This is a genomic window from Polynucleobacter sp. P1-05-14 (assembly GCF_018881675.1).
Lineage (GTDB): Bacteria > Pseudomonadota > Gammaproteobacteria > Burkholderiales > Burkholderiaceae > Polynucleobacter.
Genome location: NZ_JACVPV010000008.1, coordinates 33,681 through 49,561, shown reverse-complemented (window position 1 = coordinate 49,561; position 15,881 = coordinate 33,681). Strand labels below are relative to the sequence as shown.

The following is a 15,881-nucleotide window of genomic DNA, read 5'->3' as shown; positions in this document are numbered from 1 at the left end:
CACTTTAAAGGTCTGCGCGACCCCGTTTAATAGCAGCGAGAACCTGCTCCGGGGCGGTACCACCAGCATGTTGGCGTGATTGCACTGAGCCATCAACGGTGAGTAATGCAAACACATCATCGCTAATCAGTTCAGGGCGGTTATCTAAACCACATGCAAAACGCAACTCAGAAAGACTGAGGTCGGTAAGCATACAGTTTCTGCCAACACAGGCCTTAACGGCATGGGCCACTGCTTCATGGGCATCGCGGAAAGCCAAACCTTTTTTAACCAAATAGTCAGCCAAGTCGGTTGCTGTTGCAAAACCTTCTTCAGCAGCCTTCTTCATTACTTCTGCTTTCACTTCAATATGCGGAACCATGTCAGCAAAAATACGCAAGGTATCTTGCACAGTATCTACTGCATCAAACAGAGGTTCTTTATCTTCTTGGTTATCTTTGTTGTAGGCCAGTGGTTGACCCTTCATAAGGGTCAACAAAGAAATCAGATCGCCATATACACGGCCAGTCTTACCACGGGCTAATTCTGGAACATCCGGATTTTTCTTTTGCGGCATGATCGAGCTGCCAGTGCAGAAGCGATCTGGTAGATCGATGAAACCAAAGCGTGGGCTCAGCCATAAGATCAACTCTTCAGACAGGCGCGATACGTGCATCATCAAAATTGATGAGAAGGCGCAGAACTCAATCGCAAAGTCACGATCAGAGACAGCGTCTAATGAGTTATTGCAGATACCATCAAAGCCTAAGGTCTTAGCCACTTGTTCACGATCGATCGGATAGGTGGTGCCAGCTAATGCTGCTGCACCTAAAGGCAGGCGATTGAAACGAGCACGCAAATCTACTAAGCGACTGGCATCACGACTAAACATTTCATAGTAGGCCATCAAGTGATGACCAAAAGTAATCGGTTGCGCAACTTGCAAATGCGTATGACCTGGCATGATCGTGGAAGCATGCTTTTCAGCTAAATCCAATAGTGCAAGACGGAGAGATTTAAGGGTGACAGCAATATCATCAACATTGCTACGCAACCATAGGCGCAAGTCAGTCGCTACTTGGTCATTACGTGAACGACCGGTATGCAAACGCTTGCCAGCATCGCCTACCAATGCTGTTAAGCGCGCTTCGATGTTCAGGTGCACATCTTCTAGTGCTAATTGCCAATTAAACTGCCCTGATTCGATTTCACTCTTAATTTGAGCCATGCCCCTTTGAATATCGGCCAAATCTTGGCTGCTAATAATCTTTTGGGTAGCCAGCATTTCAGCATGGGCTAAGGAGCCGGCAATATCAACCATTGCAAAGCGTTGATCAAAGCCAATAGAGGCGGTATAACGCTGAACGAGTTCGTCGACAGGTTCTGCAAAACGGGCCGACCAAGCTTGGGCTTTGTTGGCTAAGGAATTATTTGATGAGCTCATAAACACAGTATATTGGTGTAGGTCTTTAATTATTTTAAATGTTATGTCCCCAACCCTGAATTCCTCCCCATCTGACGCTCCAAAGCGCCTCGTAATTGCCTCCCGCGAAAGTCGCCTGGCCATGTGGCAGGCTGAGCATGTCCGGGATTGCCTTAAAAAGCTCTATCCAGACTGCGATGTCCAGATTTTGGGGATGACCACCCGTGGGGATCAGATTTTGGACCGAGCCCTCTCTAAAGTGGGTGGTAAGGGCCTTTTTGTAAAAGAGCTGGAAACAGCACTTGAGGTTGGACGAGCCGATTTAGCGGTGCATTCTTTAAAAGATGTCCCAATGGTGATGCCCGAGGGATTCGACCTTTCTTGTGTCATGGCCAGGGAAGATGCGCGCGATGCCTTTGTTTCCAATGACTATGCAATCTTTGAGGATTTACCACACGGTGCGATTGTGGGTACCTCAAGCCTCAGACGTGAATCAGTGCTGCGCGCAAAATTTCCGCATTTGGTCATACAGCCATTACGCGGTAACTTAGATACCCGTATGAGCAAGTTAGATCGCGGTGAATATCAGGCCATTATTTTGGCGGCTGCAGGCTTAAAGCGTTTAGGTTTGGAGTCCCGCATCCGTGCATTTTTGCCATACGATCCTTACACACCTGCTGCAGGTCAGGGCGCCTTAGGTATCGAAACTTTAAGCAAGCATCCCAATATCAAACAGTGGCTTGCTCCACTAAATGATTTACCAACTTTATTGGCTGTTTCTGCTGAACGTATGGTGTCTCGTCAACTCGGCGGCTCATGTGAGGTACCGTTAGCTGCCCATGCCATATGGGATCAGAACCAAATGAATATTCGCTCTTTTGTAGCGAGTGTTGATGGCAAGGCTATTTGCTTAGCCAATGGCAGCGCTCAGGTGACATCAGTTGAAGACGCAGAGGCGCTAGGACTAGCAGTGGCAAAGGACTTGCTGGCGCAGGGCGCAGCCGACTTAATTCCTAAAATTTCTAAGTAATACATAGAAAATAGAGAAAAAGTAGCTATTGAGCATGAGTACTAAAACGATCATTGTCACGAGACCTAGTGGTCAGGCTCGTCAATTGATTGAAGTGCTCACCAAAGCAATCGAGGCAAGTGGAGTAGGAAAGCGTAGTCTTCCAGAAATACTCTCTCTGCCTTTGCTAACGATTGTTCCAAAGTCGGATGGGCATTTAGCTGACCATATCGCTAGCACCCTGAGCGACGCAGATCTTGCCATCTTTGTAAGTCCTAATGCCATCGAGAGTGTGATGCGTTTATTGGAGCGAGATTGGCAAGATTTTTCTAAGAAGATTATTCCGATTGGTGTGATGGGTGGCAGCAGTCATCTTGCCCTGAGAAATCATGGCGTCGGATCGGAAGACAATCCCACTCCCATCATCATTCCAGGAAATAACGAAAACTGGGACTCTGAAGGTTTGTGGAAAGAGCTTCAATCCCTGAAATGGAATTGGCAGGGTAAAAAAGTAGTGATCTTTAAAGGTGAGGGTGGCCGTGATTGGCTGGCAGATACGCTAAAAAAGGCAGGCGCCACTGTGGAGGCTATTTCAACCTACACGCGCGTACCTTTGGATATTGATAACCCTGCTTGGCAACTGGTGCGAGAAATGGATTTGAGTAAATCACTTTGGTTGCTCACTTCCTCTGAGGCTGTTCGCTATCTTGGCGAAGTCATGAAAGACCAATTTACGCAAAGCCTCAATGTCGCCAGTGCACTATGCCCACATCATAATATTGCGGATGCGGCGGAAATGATTGGGTTTGGTGAAGTCTTTACAAGTGAGCCGGGTGATGAGGCTTTGATCAAGTCAACTTTAGCTTGGCTGACAATCTAAAAGTAAAGGCGAATAATCAACGCTTTGCAGTCTGTAACAAGGCAGGCAAAAAAATCTCATTTACCAAAATAGGATGACCTTTTAAGCGATAGAGGGTACGTCGTGCCCATAATGGCGAGCTCAAGCCGGCAGAGTACTTAGAGCACTTTTTCCATAATTCACTCCTTTTATCAAGGCGCGCAATATCGCGCGGCGGCTTTGCCTTAGATTGTTTACGAGTTTTACTAAATAAGACCGCACCCAATGGCTTAGTGCCTAATCGCAAGACCTGATGATTACTGCCGCTGGAGCTGAGTGTTGGAATGACGCTGTGTGCCATAACCAAGGCAATGCCATTTGAGCAGAGTAGTACTTCACGTACTCTGCAGCGTCTGAGCTTGAAATGAAAATAGCGACTTTCGTCGCTATTGAGTGATTGAGGGCAATCACGCAAAACCTGAATTTCTAGCTTTTGCCCAATTGCATTCTCAATTTTTTGGGTGAGAGACCCGGTATCGCTTAGCCAAGGTTGCCACTCGCGTGGCGCCCGATAGATTTCACCGGAACCGACTCGATTCCATGCAGAACGGAGACGATTGCGGTGAATCATTTTTAGCTACCGCTAAAGCTGCGACGTTGACCGCCGGCCTTTGGTTTAGCAAAACGTGGTCCGCCTGCTGGACGTGAGTCACCAGAGCGTGCCGGACGTGAGTCAGCCGAACGCGCAGGACGTGAATCAGCAGAGCGTGCTGGGCGTGAATCGTCTGAGCGACCACCAGCATTGCCGCCGCCTGAACCGCCACCACCAAAGCGAGATTCTGAACGAGCGCCTGAGCCGTAACGACCGCCACCACCTCCAGAGCGATTGCCACCACCAAAGCCACCACCAGAGCGACCACCGCCACCACCAGAACGACCGCCACCAGAACGGCCACCGCCGCCACCAAAGCTTGGCTTGGCTTGTGGCTCAAGACCGGCGATGACTGAAGCAACGATATCTTGCTGTGTGAAGCGTTCGATATTGCGGATCTTCGCGCGATCACGATGTTCAACCAAAGTGATAGCAACACCATTGCGACCTGCACGACCTGTACGACCGATGCGATGCGTATAGTCTTCTGGTTTCATTGGCAGGCCAAAGTTAATCACGTGACTAATACGTGGCACATCGATACCACGAGCCGCTACGTCAGTCGCAACCAAAATCTTGGTGTGACCTTTACGTAAAGACTCGAGACGGCGCATACGCACAGCTTGAGGCATTGCGCCGTGTAGGGCAGTTGCTTCATAGCCATTGGCACGCAATGTGTCAGCAATTTTTTCGCTCTCAATCTGAGTACTTGCAAACACAACCGCTTGATCCAAATCGGCATCAGCCAAAATGTGCTCGAGCAATTTATGCTTGTGTGACATGCTGTCAGCCCAATGTAATTTCTGTTCAATGTTGGCGTGCTTTTCACCTGCGTGAGCAAGTTCAATACGCTTAGCATCTGTAGTCAACTCGTTTGCTAAAGACATGATCTTTGGCGCAAAAGTTGCAGAGAACATCAAAGTTTGGTTACGGCCTGCGCAACGCTTATCAATTGCCTCGAGGTCGTCAGCAAATCCCATGTCAAGCATGCGGTCTGCTTCATCGATAACGAGTTGCTTAACATCGTCTAAGCGAATTGCTTTACTATCGCACAAGTCGAGCAAACGACCTGGAGTTGCAACAACTAACAATGCACCTTTTAATGCCTGGATCTGCTTGCCGTATGGCATGCCACCCATCACAGTTGCGATACGGATACCTTTCATGCCACGAACTAAGTTCACTGCATCAGCAGATACCTGTTGAGCCAATTCACGAGTAGGGCAGAGCACTAACACTTTAGGTTGTGCGCGACCTGGTACCGGTGAGTTGTTCGGGTTGTCTTCGATGAGTTGATTAATCAAAGGCAATAAAAAGGCTGCGGTTTTACCGCTACCGGTTTGGCTGCTGACCAATAAGTCACCACCAGCTAAAGCCGCAGGAATAACCTGAGCTTGCACGGAAGTGGCTTGGGTATAACCCAGTTCAGCAACGTTTTTAAGGAGTGAAGCCGCTAGGGCAAAATTCTGGAACTCAGTTCCAGTGCTCTTTGAGTCTTTCGACTCATGATTAGTTTCTTTAGAAAAAGTCATGCTATTACACATCCCCTTTAAAGGATGTCTCCGTATGTTGCACCCATGGTTTTTATAGGGTGCGATGGTCAAAGGCATCGACCATCAGACAAGCGGCAGCGTTGTTGTGTTTATGACTTCTAAACTAATCGCTGAAATAGAGCTGGGGGGCGATGAATCAAATTGCTTTAAAAAGCCTCCTATTATGGCATTTTCAGCACTCGATTACAAGGGTTTTCCCGACTTAATTAGCAAATGGAGAGATAAAGCCCTCATCTAATGAGCTTAGTCATTCAAGTATTACTTGTTTGATTCTTTATTTGAGGTAACGCAAAAGCCACTCAGTCACTTTTCCATATGGAGGACGCGCTGTTTTAGTTCCCTTGAAAAGGTTTAAACCAAAAAAGCCGCGTACTTCCAGAATCGACTTTTGATGGCTGAAGGCATCAAAGCCTGCTTTGCCGTGGTAACTCCCCATACCACTCGCTCCCACTCCACCAAAAGGAAGGTCTTCAATGGTGATGTGTAGGAGTGTGTCATTAATAGTGACGCCACCAGAACACGTTTCATGTAAAACGCGCTTCATATTCTTTTTGTCTTTGCCAAACCAATATAGAGCCAAGGGATTGGGTTTGTTGTTTACATAAGCAATCGCTGCCGAGGTATCTGCAACAGTCACGATCGGCAGTATGGGCCCAAAGATTTCTTCATGAAGAATGCGGGCTTCTGGCGGAACATTGATCAATGCGATAGGTTCAAACGGTCTTGCACCAGCACCAGGGTTATTGAGTAAAGAAATCACTTTTGCACCACGGTCAAGCGCATCGCTGACTAGGTGTTGCCAGTATTCCAATTGGCGCCCATCAATCGGGCCTGTTAGTTCTTCTGGTTTGCTAAATTGAACTTGAGCTGCAGTTTGTAATTCTTGAATAAATTCTGCTTGAATGCCTTGCTCTAGCAAAACATAGTCTGGGGCAATACAAGTTTGACCGCCGTTCAGTAATTTGCCGTAAGCAATGGATGCAGCAGCATCTTTGAGTTTGGCGCTCTTATCAATGATAACGGGCGTTGTACCGCCAAGCTCCAGAGTGACTGGTGTCAGATTTTCTGCGGCAGCACGCATCACTTTTTTGCCAATAGCTCCCGAGCCAGTGAAGAAAAGATGATTAAAAGGCAGTGCTGCAAATTGCTCAGCTACTTCTGGGCCACCAGTAGTGACGCAGAACTCACTAGGGTGAAAATATTCTTGAATTAAGCTGGCAATAAATCCAGAGGTGCGTGAGCTTCGTTCAGAAGGCTTTAACCAAACACGGTTACCAGCAGCAAAAGCGGCGATTGCTGGAATGAGCGCTAATTGAACCGGATAGTTCCAGGGACTCAGAATGCCAACTATGCCAAGCGATTGACTTTCAACCCAGGCTTGTGAAGCGCCCATATGGGATGGAACTTCTCTTTGCTCTGGCTTCATCCACTCTTTGAGATGCTTGCGGGTGTACTTGCATGCCTGATAGATCATCTGGCATTCAGCAAGCCTTGTCTCCACTGGATGGCGTACTCCGAAGTCAGCCTCGAGCGCTTTACAGATTTTTTCTTCATTTGCCTCAATCATTTTTTCAATGCGGGCAATTCGATCCAGTCTCACTTCGAGAGTAGGGTTTGGTTCTGCAGCATAAGCTGCTTTCATTTCATCGAGCTGGATAGTGAAGCGATTCATAGTCTATTAATAGTTGGCAGGTATTGGAATAAGGCATTAGGATAAAGCCATGGAAACAAATTTAGATAAAAAAGAACCCCTTTTAGAGCGTGCAACCTTGGGTGGGGGCTGTTTTTGGTGTTTGGAAGCGGTTTACCAGCAAATTTCAGGAGTTCGGTCTGTGGTTTCTGGCTACGCCGGTGGCGCTAGACCCAATCCGACTTATGAGGCTGTTTGCACGGGTGTGTCAGGCCATGCCGAGATTGTCGATATCTTGTTTGATCCGCAAATCGTTTCATTTAGGGATTTATTGGAAATCCTTTTCGTGATTCATGACCCAACTACCTTGAACTATCAAGGCAACGATCATGGTACGCAATATCGTTCAGTCATTTTTACTCATAGCGAAGAACAGTCCCAGATTGCGCATGAAGTAGTGAAAGAACTTGAAGATTCAAAAATCTACGTCAACCCAGTGGTCACTCAGATCGATGCTGCGCCAACTATTTATCCTGCAGAAGACTATCACCAGAATTATTTTCAGCAGCATCCTAATCAAGGATATTGCATGGCAGTAGTTGCACCTAAGCTAGCTAAATTTAGAGCGAAATTTAAATCACTCATAGCGCCGCAGTATTCCTGAGGATTAAAGGTCTCTAGGGCGCTAGGCGATTCACTCGCCAGTTGGCACCTGCTAGTTTGTAGTGCATGCGGTCATGCAATCTAGATGGGCGACCTTGCCAGAATTCAATTTCATTGGGGCGCAGGCGGTAACCACCCCAATGTTCTGGACGTGGAGGGGTATTGCCAAACTCTGTCTTAAAACGTTTTTCCGCTTCTTCTAAGAATTCACGGTTTGGGATGGCGGCGCTCTGAGGCGAGGCCCAGGCACCAATTCTGGAAGCGGCTGGGCGAGAATGGAAGTACTCATCACTTTCAGCTGCGCTAACTCGCTCAACAACACCCTGAATACGTACCTGGCGCTCTAATTCATGCCAATGGAAGAGCAGGGCTGCCTGAGGACGGATAGCCAAGTCTTTGCCTTTTTGACTCTCATAGTTGGTAAAAAAGGTGAAGCCGTTTTGGTCTGCGCCTTTTAGTAAGACAATACGGGCTGATGGATTGCCGGCTTCGTTAGCTGTTGCCAAGGTCATCGAGTTGGGTTCAGGACACTCTGCTTTCACCGCTTGATCAAACCAAAGCTTGAAAAGCTGAAGCGGGTCTTGGGGAACCTCGGTCTCTGAGAGCTGACCAAAGGTATAGTTTTTGCGAAGTTGTGCAATGGGGTCCATTTATTCAGTATAAAGAGAAGCTATGGCAGAAGACAAGGTAGAAGGCAGCTTAGAAAATCGTCGTTTTGGCGGGGTCTCACGACTCTATGGGCCAGAACTGCGCGAGCGCTTTCTGAATGCAACGGTTGTTGTGGCTGGTCTAGGTGGAGTTGGGTCCTGGGCCGCAGAGGCCTTAGCCCGAACTGGTATTGGACACCTTGTCATTATTGATTTTGATCATATCTCCGAAAGCAATACCAATCGACAGCTGCACGCCATAGAAGGGCAGTTCGGTAAAGCAAAAGTCGAGGCGATGAAGGAGCGCATTCTGCAAATTAACCCAGAGATCAAGTTGACTGCTTACGATGAATTCTTGGAGCCAGAAAACTTAGATCGACTCATTCCAGCAAATGCATTGGTATTGGATGCGACTGATTCAGTACAAACCAAAATTGCTTTATCAGTGTGGGCCGTGAAAAATAATCGTGCTTTAGTCATGTGTGGCGCCGCTGGTGGCAAGTCAGACCCCACATCAGTACGCTGCGAAGATCTTTCTCGTACCGAACAAGATGCTTTATTGGCTAAGGTTCGCCAAGGGTTAAGACAGGATCATGGTTTCTCTAGAAATCTCAAGAAAAAAATGGGCATTCGCGCGATCTACTCGTATGAACCACGAGCGGGGGCTTCCAGCGGAGGCCTCGCCTGCACGGGTTATGGCTCTACCGTGATGGTAACGGCTGCTTGTGGGCTTGCAGCTGCAGCAGAAATTCTGAATCTCATCTCTGCGCAGTAAATTTTTCTCAAAAATTGCCGTAAATCCTTAAGGGGATTCCCTATAGGAAATTACTGATTCTTTTGCAATCAGAAATAATTTATTTCAAACTCTGCGTTGATTTCAAAGACATTTCAATATTTTCCTAAATAGATTTACTTAATTTATCACTTTAGTAATTTTCCTCCTCTAGTACTGATCACCAGTCCTCCCTAGACTTTGCTCCGTTGGCAAGTTGCCAATGACAAATCGAAAGGAGGTCTCCCTTGCAGACTGAACAATCTGGCTTAAAACGTCACCTCAAAGTACGGCATATTCGTTTGATGGCCTTAGGCTCAACGATCGGCGTTGGATTATTTCTGGGGTCAGCTAGCGCAATTCAAATAGCAGGTCCGTCTATTCTTCTGGGTTATTTGCTGGCAGGCATTGTTGCCTTCATTGTTCTGCGGACACTTGGTGAAATGGCGGTGCATGAACCTGTAGCCGGTTCTTTCGCAGCCTACGCCAATACGTATGTGGGTCCACTAGCGGGGTATATGGTGGGTTGGGGATATTGGACTTATTGGATTGTGGTTGGAATTGCTGAAGTTACAGCGGTTGGCATCTATATGGGCATTTGGTTTCCTGAGACCCCGCAGTGGATTTGGGCACTTTCTTCTATCGTGATGATGGGTTTAATCAACCTGATTGCAGTAAAGGTATTTGGAGAGTTTGAGTTTTGGTTTGCCCTTATTAAAGTAGTTGCGATTGTCGCGATGATTGCGCTTGGAGGTTCAGTCATCTTGTTTGGCTTTACGAATGATTGGCAGCCCATTGGCCTGAATAATTTATGGCAACACGGCGGCTTCTTTCCAAATGGTATCGGCGGAATGTTGTTGTCATTGCAAATGGTCTTGTTTGCTTATGTTGGTATAGAAATGATTGGTCTTTCTGCGGGCGAGGCAGAGAGCCCACAAAAAACCATTCCGATGGCCATTGATTCTTTAGCTTGGCGTATTCTCATTTTCTATATGGGTGCCATCTTGGTTATTTTGACTATCTTTCCCTGGAATCAAGTTGGGCAGCAAGGCAGTCCATTTGTAGTAATGTTTGAGAGGCTGGGTTTGCGAGAAGCAGCAGGCTTAATTAACTTTGTCGTGATCACTGCAGCGCTCTCTTCTTGTAATGCCGGCATTTTTAGCGGTGGACGCTTGTTGTACTCCTTATCGTCTAACGGCTACGCTCCCAGATCCTTCTCAAAGCTTTCTAGGTACGGCGTTCCTCATCGTGCGGTGATGACCACAGTCGGAGTCTGCATGTCAGGTGTAGTACTGAACTACTTTGTACCTGACAAAGCCTTTCAATACATGATGGCTGCAGTGACCTTTATTGGCTTAATGGTTTGGATCGCGATCTTGATTACACAGATCAAATTCCGTCGCTCGCTGTCCAAATCCCAAGTGGCAGAATTAGGGTATCGCGCTCCTTGGTGGCCGTATTCCTCATGGTTTGCTCTGGCATTTATCGGATTGGTGGTGGTGTTGATGGGCTTTCATGAGGATGCACGGATCGCACTCATCGTGGGGCCGTGTTTATTGGGCGTGTATCTCGCAATGTTTTATGTCGTGGGCCTACATCGCAAAACAGCAAACCAACGTGACTTTAAATAATAGGAGAAGGCAATGATTATTGGCGTACCTCAAGAGGTTAAAAATAATGAGTTCCGGGTTGGATTAACCCCCGGTAATGTCAGTGGACTTTGTAAGCAGGGGCATTCTGTTCTGATTCAGAGAGGTGCTGGCGAGCAAATTGGCTTAACGGATGAGTCTTATCGGCTTGCCGGTGCCGGCCTCGTGAATAGTGCAGCAGAAGTGTTTCAAAGGGCGGAGATGATTGTAAAAGTCAAAGAGCCTCAGGCGCAAGAATGTGCCATGTTGCGCGAGGATCAAATTCTGTTTACCTATTTACACTTAGCACCAGATCCAAGGCAGACAAAAGCTTTGTTGCAATCAGGCGCTACCTGTATTGCCTATGAAACAGTGACTGCTATGAATGGCGCCCTCCCTCTATTGGCGCCCATGAGTGAAGTAGCTGGCCGCATGTCTATTCAGGCAGCTGCATCCCATTTAGAAAAGACCAATGGTGGCTTAGGTGTGTTGATGGCAGGTGTTCCTGGTGTATCGCCAGCAAAGATTGTCATTCTGGGTGGTGGAGTGGTGGGCCGTAATGCTTTGCAAATAGCGGTTGGCATGGGGGCTGATGTTTGCATCTTTGATCGTGATATTGATCGCTTACGCCAGATCGATATGTTCTATGGCAATCGAGTGAGAACTTTTTATTCTGACAGTTTACTGATTGAACAAGAGGTATGTGAAGCTGATGTCGTGATTGGAGCGGTTTTGCTACCTGGTGCAGCAGCTCCCAAGTTGGTTACGCATGACATGATTAAAACAATGAAGCCTGGTTCGGTTGTGGTGGATGTTGCCATTGATCAAGGTGGCTGTTTTGAAACATCCAAGCCTACTACGCATGCGGACCCAACCTTCGTGGTGGACGGTGTAATTCATTATTGCGTTGCCAATATGCCCGGAGCAGTTGCAAGAACATCTACCTTTGCTTTAACCAACGCGACTTATCCGTTTGTTGAGGCTTTGGCAAACCGGGGAGTTATGAAAGCGCTCTCAATTGATCATCACTTGCGCAATGGTTTGAGTGTGCACAAAGGGATGCTGACATCTAAACCTGTTGCGATGGCTCAAGGTTTGGACTATGCAATAGCCGAGGAGCTTTTAGTGGCGTAGCCATACATATCCAAATTGAGTGGGTCTAGTGAGGGCTAGGATTTAAACTAGCCCTAATACGCAAAACCTACTGGACCTAGTCATTTATGGATTTTTCAGCCTTAACCCTCTCTGCTGGGGTGGTTGCCCTAGCGGAGATGGGCGATAAAACCCAATTACTTTCATTGATGCTAGCGGCTCGCTATCCCAAGCAGGCGTTAGCGATCATTGCGGGCATCTTAATTGCCACGATTGCTAATCATGCTTGTGCTGCCTTATTGGGTCATTGGCTTACCACCCTAGTGTCACCGGATGTGATGCGTTGGATTTTGGGTTTGAGCTTTTTAGGAATCGGCTTATGGTTACTAGTACCAGATCATATTGATGATGCGGCTGGTTCTAAGGTAGCCGATAGGGCTCTCCAAGTATTTTTACTCACGGTAGGCTTATTCTTTTTGGCTGAGATGGGTGATAAGACGCAAATTGCGACCATTGCCTTAGGCGCCCGTTATGAGGACGTATTCTCCGTAACGGTTGGCACCACATTGGGGATGATGCTGGCAAATGCCCCTGCCGTCTGGATTGGTCAGAAATTCACGAAACGCATGCCCATTAAGTGGGTGCATGCAGTGGCAGCCGTCACCTTTATTGCAATTGGCTTGGCTACCCTGGTATGGGCCTGAGATAGCGAACCAACCCAGCTGCCAGCCAAGACTTAAAATAGGCTCATGAAAACCGATCTCCCCCTGAGCTTTCGTAGGCTCGAATACCTCCCGCCTGCATACACCTTCGATCATGTTGAACTCGATATCGCTCTAGATCCAGCGCGAACCATTGTGAAGAGTCGCATTGAGGTTTTGCCGGGCAAAAGTTTTAAGGCAGGCACCCCCTTGGTTTTGGTAGGACAAGAGCTCGAGTTTGTTAGTTTGCGCATCAATGGTGAAGCCCATCGTCATTTTGAATTAAAACCAGAAACACTGACGATTCATTCGCTGCCAAATGAAGGTAAAGAAAAGTTTGTCGTAGAAATTATTTGCGTTTGCGTCCCCGAGAAAAATACTACTCTGATGGGCTTGTATGTTTCCAACGGGACCTTTTTTACTCAATGTGAAGCAGAGGGTTTTAGAAAGATTACTTACTTCTTGGATCGCCCGGATGTGATGGCGCGTTATCGCGTGACATTGCGTGCGCGCGAAGCAGAGTGTCCGGTGCTGTTATCCAACGGCAACTTACTGACTACAGAAAAACTACCTAATGGGTGGCATAGTGCTACTTGGGAAGATCCGTTTCCTAAGCCATCCTATTTGTTTGCCTTGGTTGCTGGTAAGTTGGAATGCATTGAAGAAACTATTACCACTAGTAGCGGTGCTAAGAAGTTACTGCAGATCTGGGTTGAGCCGCATGACCTCAAGAAGACTCGACATGCAATGGACTCCCTGATTGCCTCTATTCATTGGGATGAAAAGCGTTTTGGATTGGAGTTGGATTTAGAGCGTTTTATGATTGTGGCCGTAAGTGACTTCAATATGGGGGCAATGGAAAACAAGGGTTTGAATATTTTCAATACCAAGTTTGTTCTTGCCCAGCCAGAAACTGCGACAGATGCAGACTTTGCCAATATTGAGAGTGTCGTTGCTCATGAGTACTTCCATAACTGGACAGGTAACCGCGTTACTTGCCAGGATTGGTTTCAGTTATCCCTGAAAGAGGGTTTGACTGTATTTAGAGATCAAGAGTTTTCTGCTGATCAAATGGGTAGTGAATCCGGCAGGGCAGTAAAGCGGATTGAAGATGTTCGCTTGCTTCGTCAATTGCAATTTCCTGAGGATGCAGGCCCAATGGCGCATCCGATTCGCCCGGATGAGTATCAAGAAATCAATAACTTCTATACCGTTACTGTTTATGAGAAGGGTTCAGAAGTTGTTAGGATGTATCAAACTCTTTTGGGTAAAGACGGCTTCCGCAAAGGAATGGATCTCTACTTTAAGCGCCATGATGGTCAGGCGGTTACCTGCGATGATTTCTTGGCTGCGATGGCAGACGCCAATGGCAAGGACCTGACTCAGTTTAAGAATTGGTATAGCCAGGCAGGCACCCCAAGGGTTAAGGTGCAAGAGCACTATGACGCCGCCAAAAAACAGTACCAACTGACGCTGACACAAAGCTGTGCGCCTAGTCCAGGTCAGCCGGAGAAGAAGCCCTTTCATATTCCATTGAAGATGCGCTTAATTACAAAGGCGAATGACCAAGCAGAGCAGTTATTGGAATTAACACAAGAAACTCAAACTTGGACTTTTGACAATATCGAAGAACGTCCAGTTCTCTCGATTAATCGCAACTTCTCAGCGCCAATTAATTTAGATTTTGAGCAATCCGAGGCAGATCAATTAACACTTTTCTCAAGCGATGATGATGCATTTAATCGTTGGGAGGCTGGTCAGAAGTTGGCGATGCAAATGATTTTAAATAATCGTTTGCCTGATGAAAAACTGATTGAGGCGTATCGCAATATCTTGCTAGACCCTAATTTGGATCCCGCCTTTAAGGATCTGGCTTTAACGCTGCCTGCAGAGTCTTATTTGTATGAGCAATGCACGAGCGTAGATCCTCAGAAGATATTTACTGCGCGACGCGCTTTCCGTAAAGAAATTGCGAAACAGTTACAACTTGAGTGGGCTGCCTTGTATCAGCAGATGCAAACACCTGGACCATTTAAGTCTGATGGGGTAGATGCTGGTAAGCGTGCCCTGAAAAATCTAGCATTGAGTATGTTGCTGGAGGCGGCACCAGCAGTATGGGCGCCAATGGCAGCCAATCAATATCAAATTGATGACAATATGACTGACCGTTATGCAGCCTTAGCCGCATTAGTGGTGCACGGCGCAAAACAAGCTAAAGATTGCTTAATTGATTTTTACAATCGATTTGCCAATGACGCCTTGGTAATCGATAAGTGGTTTGGCTTGCAATCCAGTCGTCCCCCAGTTGACGGTCTTAATTCCACCCTCACTGAGGTGAAGAAGCTCCGCGAGCATCCTGCATTCAAATTGAACAATCCAAACCGAGTTCGCAGCGTGATTCATTCATTCTGCGCCAACAATCCTGCTAGCTTTCATCAGGCGGATGGCAGTGGTTATGAGTTCTGGGCCGATAGCGTATTAGCTCTAGATCCTATTAATCCTCAAGTAGCGGCTCGTCTTGCAAGAGCGCTGGACCGCTGGCGTTTATTTGCCCAGCCCTATCAAGATCATATGAAAGCGGCTCTAGAGCGTGTTTCTGCATGCCCAACACTTTCTCCCGATGTAAGGGAAGTGATTGGAAAGGCGCTGGGTAACTAAGAAGTTAATGGAGCTTATTGCCGTACGAAATACCCAATCGAATTGCAAGCTTTTCTAGGCTCTTATCCAGAGTCCAAAGCTGGGCATTTTCTGAAAGCAGAGTTGATGTAAGGAGTGACACATCAATTGCCCCACATCCAGATTCTTGAAGTTGATGCTTTTCAATAAACTCCAATATTTCATAAGGGGTGGCTATAGTTGCTTGTCGTAATTTTTTAATATAGCCCAAGGTTTTAGAGCGTGGCGATGGGGGTGATCCGCAGGCTAATTCTATTTGGATTAGGGGATGACACAGTATTTGGTCATTTAGTAGTAGAGCTTCGAAAGATACATTTGACTTTCTAAAGTGAGCTACCCAGACTGATGTGTCAACTAAAACCATGGTCATGATTACTGGCCATCCTTCGGTTTGCGGCGAGGAATAGTCTTCATCTGAGGTGATTTACCACCCAATGCTACCAACCTCTTAGCAACTTGAACTCTTATGAATACGTTAATGGCCTCCCTAAAGAGATCAGCTTTATCCATATCAGGGTCAGCAAGATCCAAACCTCTTTGATATAGATCGTCGTCAATCGTGACAGTAGTTCTCATATATATCTCTCATCATTATTGATGCATTATAACATCTAAAAG

At 46.9% G+C, this 15,881-nt stretch carries 16 protein-coding genes; 9 read left to right on the top strand and 7 right to left on the bottom strand.

Annotation, left to right across the window (positions count from 1 at the left end; genetic code table 11):
* Nucleotides 1–4 precede the first annotated feature (4 nt).
* Nucleotides 5–1,423 carry an argininosuccinate lyase gene (argH, locus tag ICN37_RS06120; RefSeq protein ID WP_216155689.1) on the bottom strand — a complete coding sequence of 473 codons (1,419 nt, stop codon included), beginning with the start codon at nucleotides 1,421–1,423 and terminating at the stop codon, nucleotides 5–7.
* Between the two features lie 43 nt (nucleotides 1,424–1,466).
* Here argH and hemC point away from each other — a divergent pair, with 43 nt between their 5' ends.
* Complete coding sequence (gene hemC, locus ICN37_RS06115) at nucleotides 1,467–2,432, top strand: hydroxymethylbilane synthase (protein ID WP_216155686.1); 966 nt, start codon at nucleotides 1,467–1,469, stop codon at nucleotides 2,430–2,432.
* A gap of 34 nt (nucleotides 2,433–2,466) precedes the next feature.
* Nucleotides 2,467–3,291, top strand: coding sequence for a uroporphyrinogen-III synthase (locus tag ICN37_RS06110; protein ID WP_216155683.1), 825 nt, complete (start codon nucleotides 2,467–2,469; stop codon nucleotides 3,289–3,291).
* A 16-nt stretch (nucleotides 3,292–3,307) separates the two neighbouring features.
* On the opposite strand, the gene ICN37_RS06105 is transcribed toward ICN37_RS06110, so the two are convergent.
* Nucleotides 3,308–3,880, bottom strand: a complete 573-nt coding sequence (locus ICN37_RS06105; protein WP_216155680.1) for a chorismate lyase — start codon at nucleotides 3,878–3,880, stop codon at nucleotides 3,308–3,310.
* A gap of 2 nt (nucleotides 3,881–3,882) precedes the next feature.
* Nucleotides 3,883–5,433: a DEAD/DEAH box helicase gene (locus ICN37_RS06100; protein ID WP_216155677.1), complete on the bottom strand. Its 1,551-nt coding sequence runs from the start codon at nucleotides 5,431–5,433 to the stop codon at nucleotides 3,883–3,885.
* Nucleotides 5,434–5,497: 64 nt separating this feature from the next.
* On the opposite strand from ICN37_RS06100, the gene ICN37_RS06095 reads away from it, so the two are divergent.
* Nucleotides 5,498–5,692 carry a hypothetical protein gene (locus ICN37_RS06095; protein WP_216155674.1) on the top strand — a complete coding sequence of 65 codons (195 nt, stop codon included), beginning with the start codon at nucleotides 5,498–5,500 and terminating at the stop codon, nucleotides 5,690–5,692.
* Between the two features lie 36 nt (nucleotides 5,693–5,728).
* On the opposite strand, the gene ICN37_RS06090 is transcribed toward ICN37_RS06095, so the two are convergent.
* Nucleotides 5,729–7,126 carry a coniferyl aldehyde dehydrogenase gene (locus ICN37_RS06090; protein WP_216155671.1) on the bottom strand — a complete coding sequence of 466 codons (1,398 nt, stop codon included), beginning with the start codon at nucleotides 7,124–7,126 and terminating at the stop codon, nucleotides 5,729–5,731.
* A gap of 49 nt (nucleotides 7,127–7,175) precedes the next feature.
* Between ICN37_RS06090 and msrA the strand changes: the two genes are divergently transcribed.
* Entirely contained in the window at nucleotides 7,176–7,748 is a 573-nt protein-coding gene (gene msrA / locus ICN37_RS06085; RefSeq protein ID WP_216155669.1) for a peptide-methionine (S)-S-oxide reductase MsrA, read from the top strand.
* Between the two features lie 13 nt (nucleotides 7,749–7,761).
* On the opposite strand, the gene pdxH is transcribed toward msrA, so the two are convergent.
* Nucleotides 7,762–8,397, bottom strand: a complete 636-nt coding sequence (pdxH, locus tag ICN37_RS06080) for a pyridoxamine 5'-phosphate oxidase (protein WP_216155666.1) — start codon at nucleotides 8,395–8,397, stop codon at nucleotides 7,762–7,764.
* A 22-nt stretch (nucleotides 8,398–8,419) separates the two neighbouring features.
* Here pdxH and ICN37_RS06075 point away from each other — a divergent pair, with 22 nt between their 5' ends.
* The 5 genes from ICN37_RS06075 (at nucleotide 8,420) to pepN (ending at nucleotide 15,245) form a co-directional block, all read left to right on the top strand.
* Entirely contained in the window at nucleotides 8,420–9,169 is a 750-nt protein-coding gene (locus tag ICN37_RS06075; RefSeq protein WP_215320332.1) for a ThiF family adenylyltransferase, read from the top strand.
* 302 nt (nucleotides 9,170–9,471) lie between these two features.
* On the top strand, nucleotides 9,472–10,797 hold the full coding sequence (locus ICN37_RS06070; RefSeq protein ID WP_304609646.1) for an amino acid permease: 1,326 nt from the start codon (nucleotides 9,472–9,474) through the stop codon (nucleotides 10,795–10,797).
* 12 nt (nucleotides 10,798–10,809) lie between these two features.
* Nucleotides 10,810–11,928 (top strand): alanine dehydrogenase, encoded by a 1,119-nt coding sequence (gene ald / locus ICN37_RS06065; protein WP_215320327.1) that lies wholly within the window; start codon nucleotides 10,810–10,812, stop codon nucleotides 11,926–11,928.
* 86 nt (nucleotides 11,929–12,014) lie between these two features.
* Nucleotides 12,015–12,590 (top strand): TMEM165/GDT1 family protein, encoded by a 576-nt coding sequence (locus ICN37_RS06060; RefSeq protein ID WP_216155660.1) that lies wholly within the window; start codon nucleotides 12,015–12,017, stop codon nucleotides 12,588–12,590.
* Nucleotides 12,591–12,635: 45 nt separating this feature from the next.
* Entirely contained in the window at nucleotides 12,636–15,245 is a 2,610-nt protein-coding gene (gene pepN, locus ICN37_RS06055) for an aminopeptidase N (RefSeq protein ID WP_216155657.1), read from the top strand.
* Nucleotides 15,246–15,249: 4 nt separating this feature from the next.
* On the opposite strand, the gene ICN37_RS06050 is transcribed toward pepN, so the two are convergent.
* Together ICN37_RS06050 and ICN37_RS06045 are read right to left on the bottom strand one after the other, a co-directional pair.
* Entirely contained in the window at nucleotides 15,250–15,633 is a 384-nt protein-coding gene (locus ICN37_RS06050; protein WP_216155655.1) for a type II toxin-antitoxin system VapC family toxin, read from the bottom strand.
* Between the two features lie 2 nt (nucleotides 15,634–15,635).
* Nucleotides 15,636–15,839, bottom strand: a complete 204-nt coding sequence (locus ICN37_RS06045; protein WP_072583756.1) for a DUF2191 domain-containing protein — start codon at nucleotides 15,837–15,839, stop codon at nucleotides 15,636–15,638.
* Between the last annotated feature and the right edge of the window lie 42 nt (nucleotides 15,840–15,881).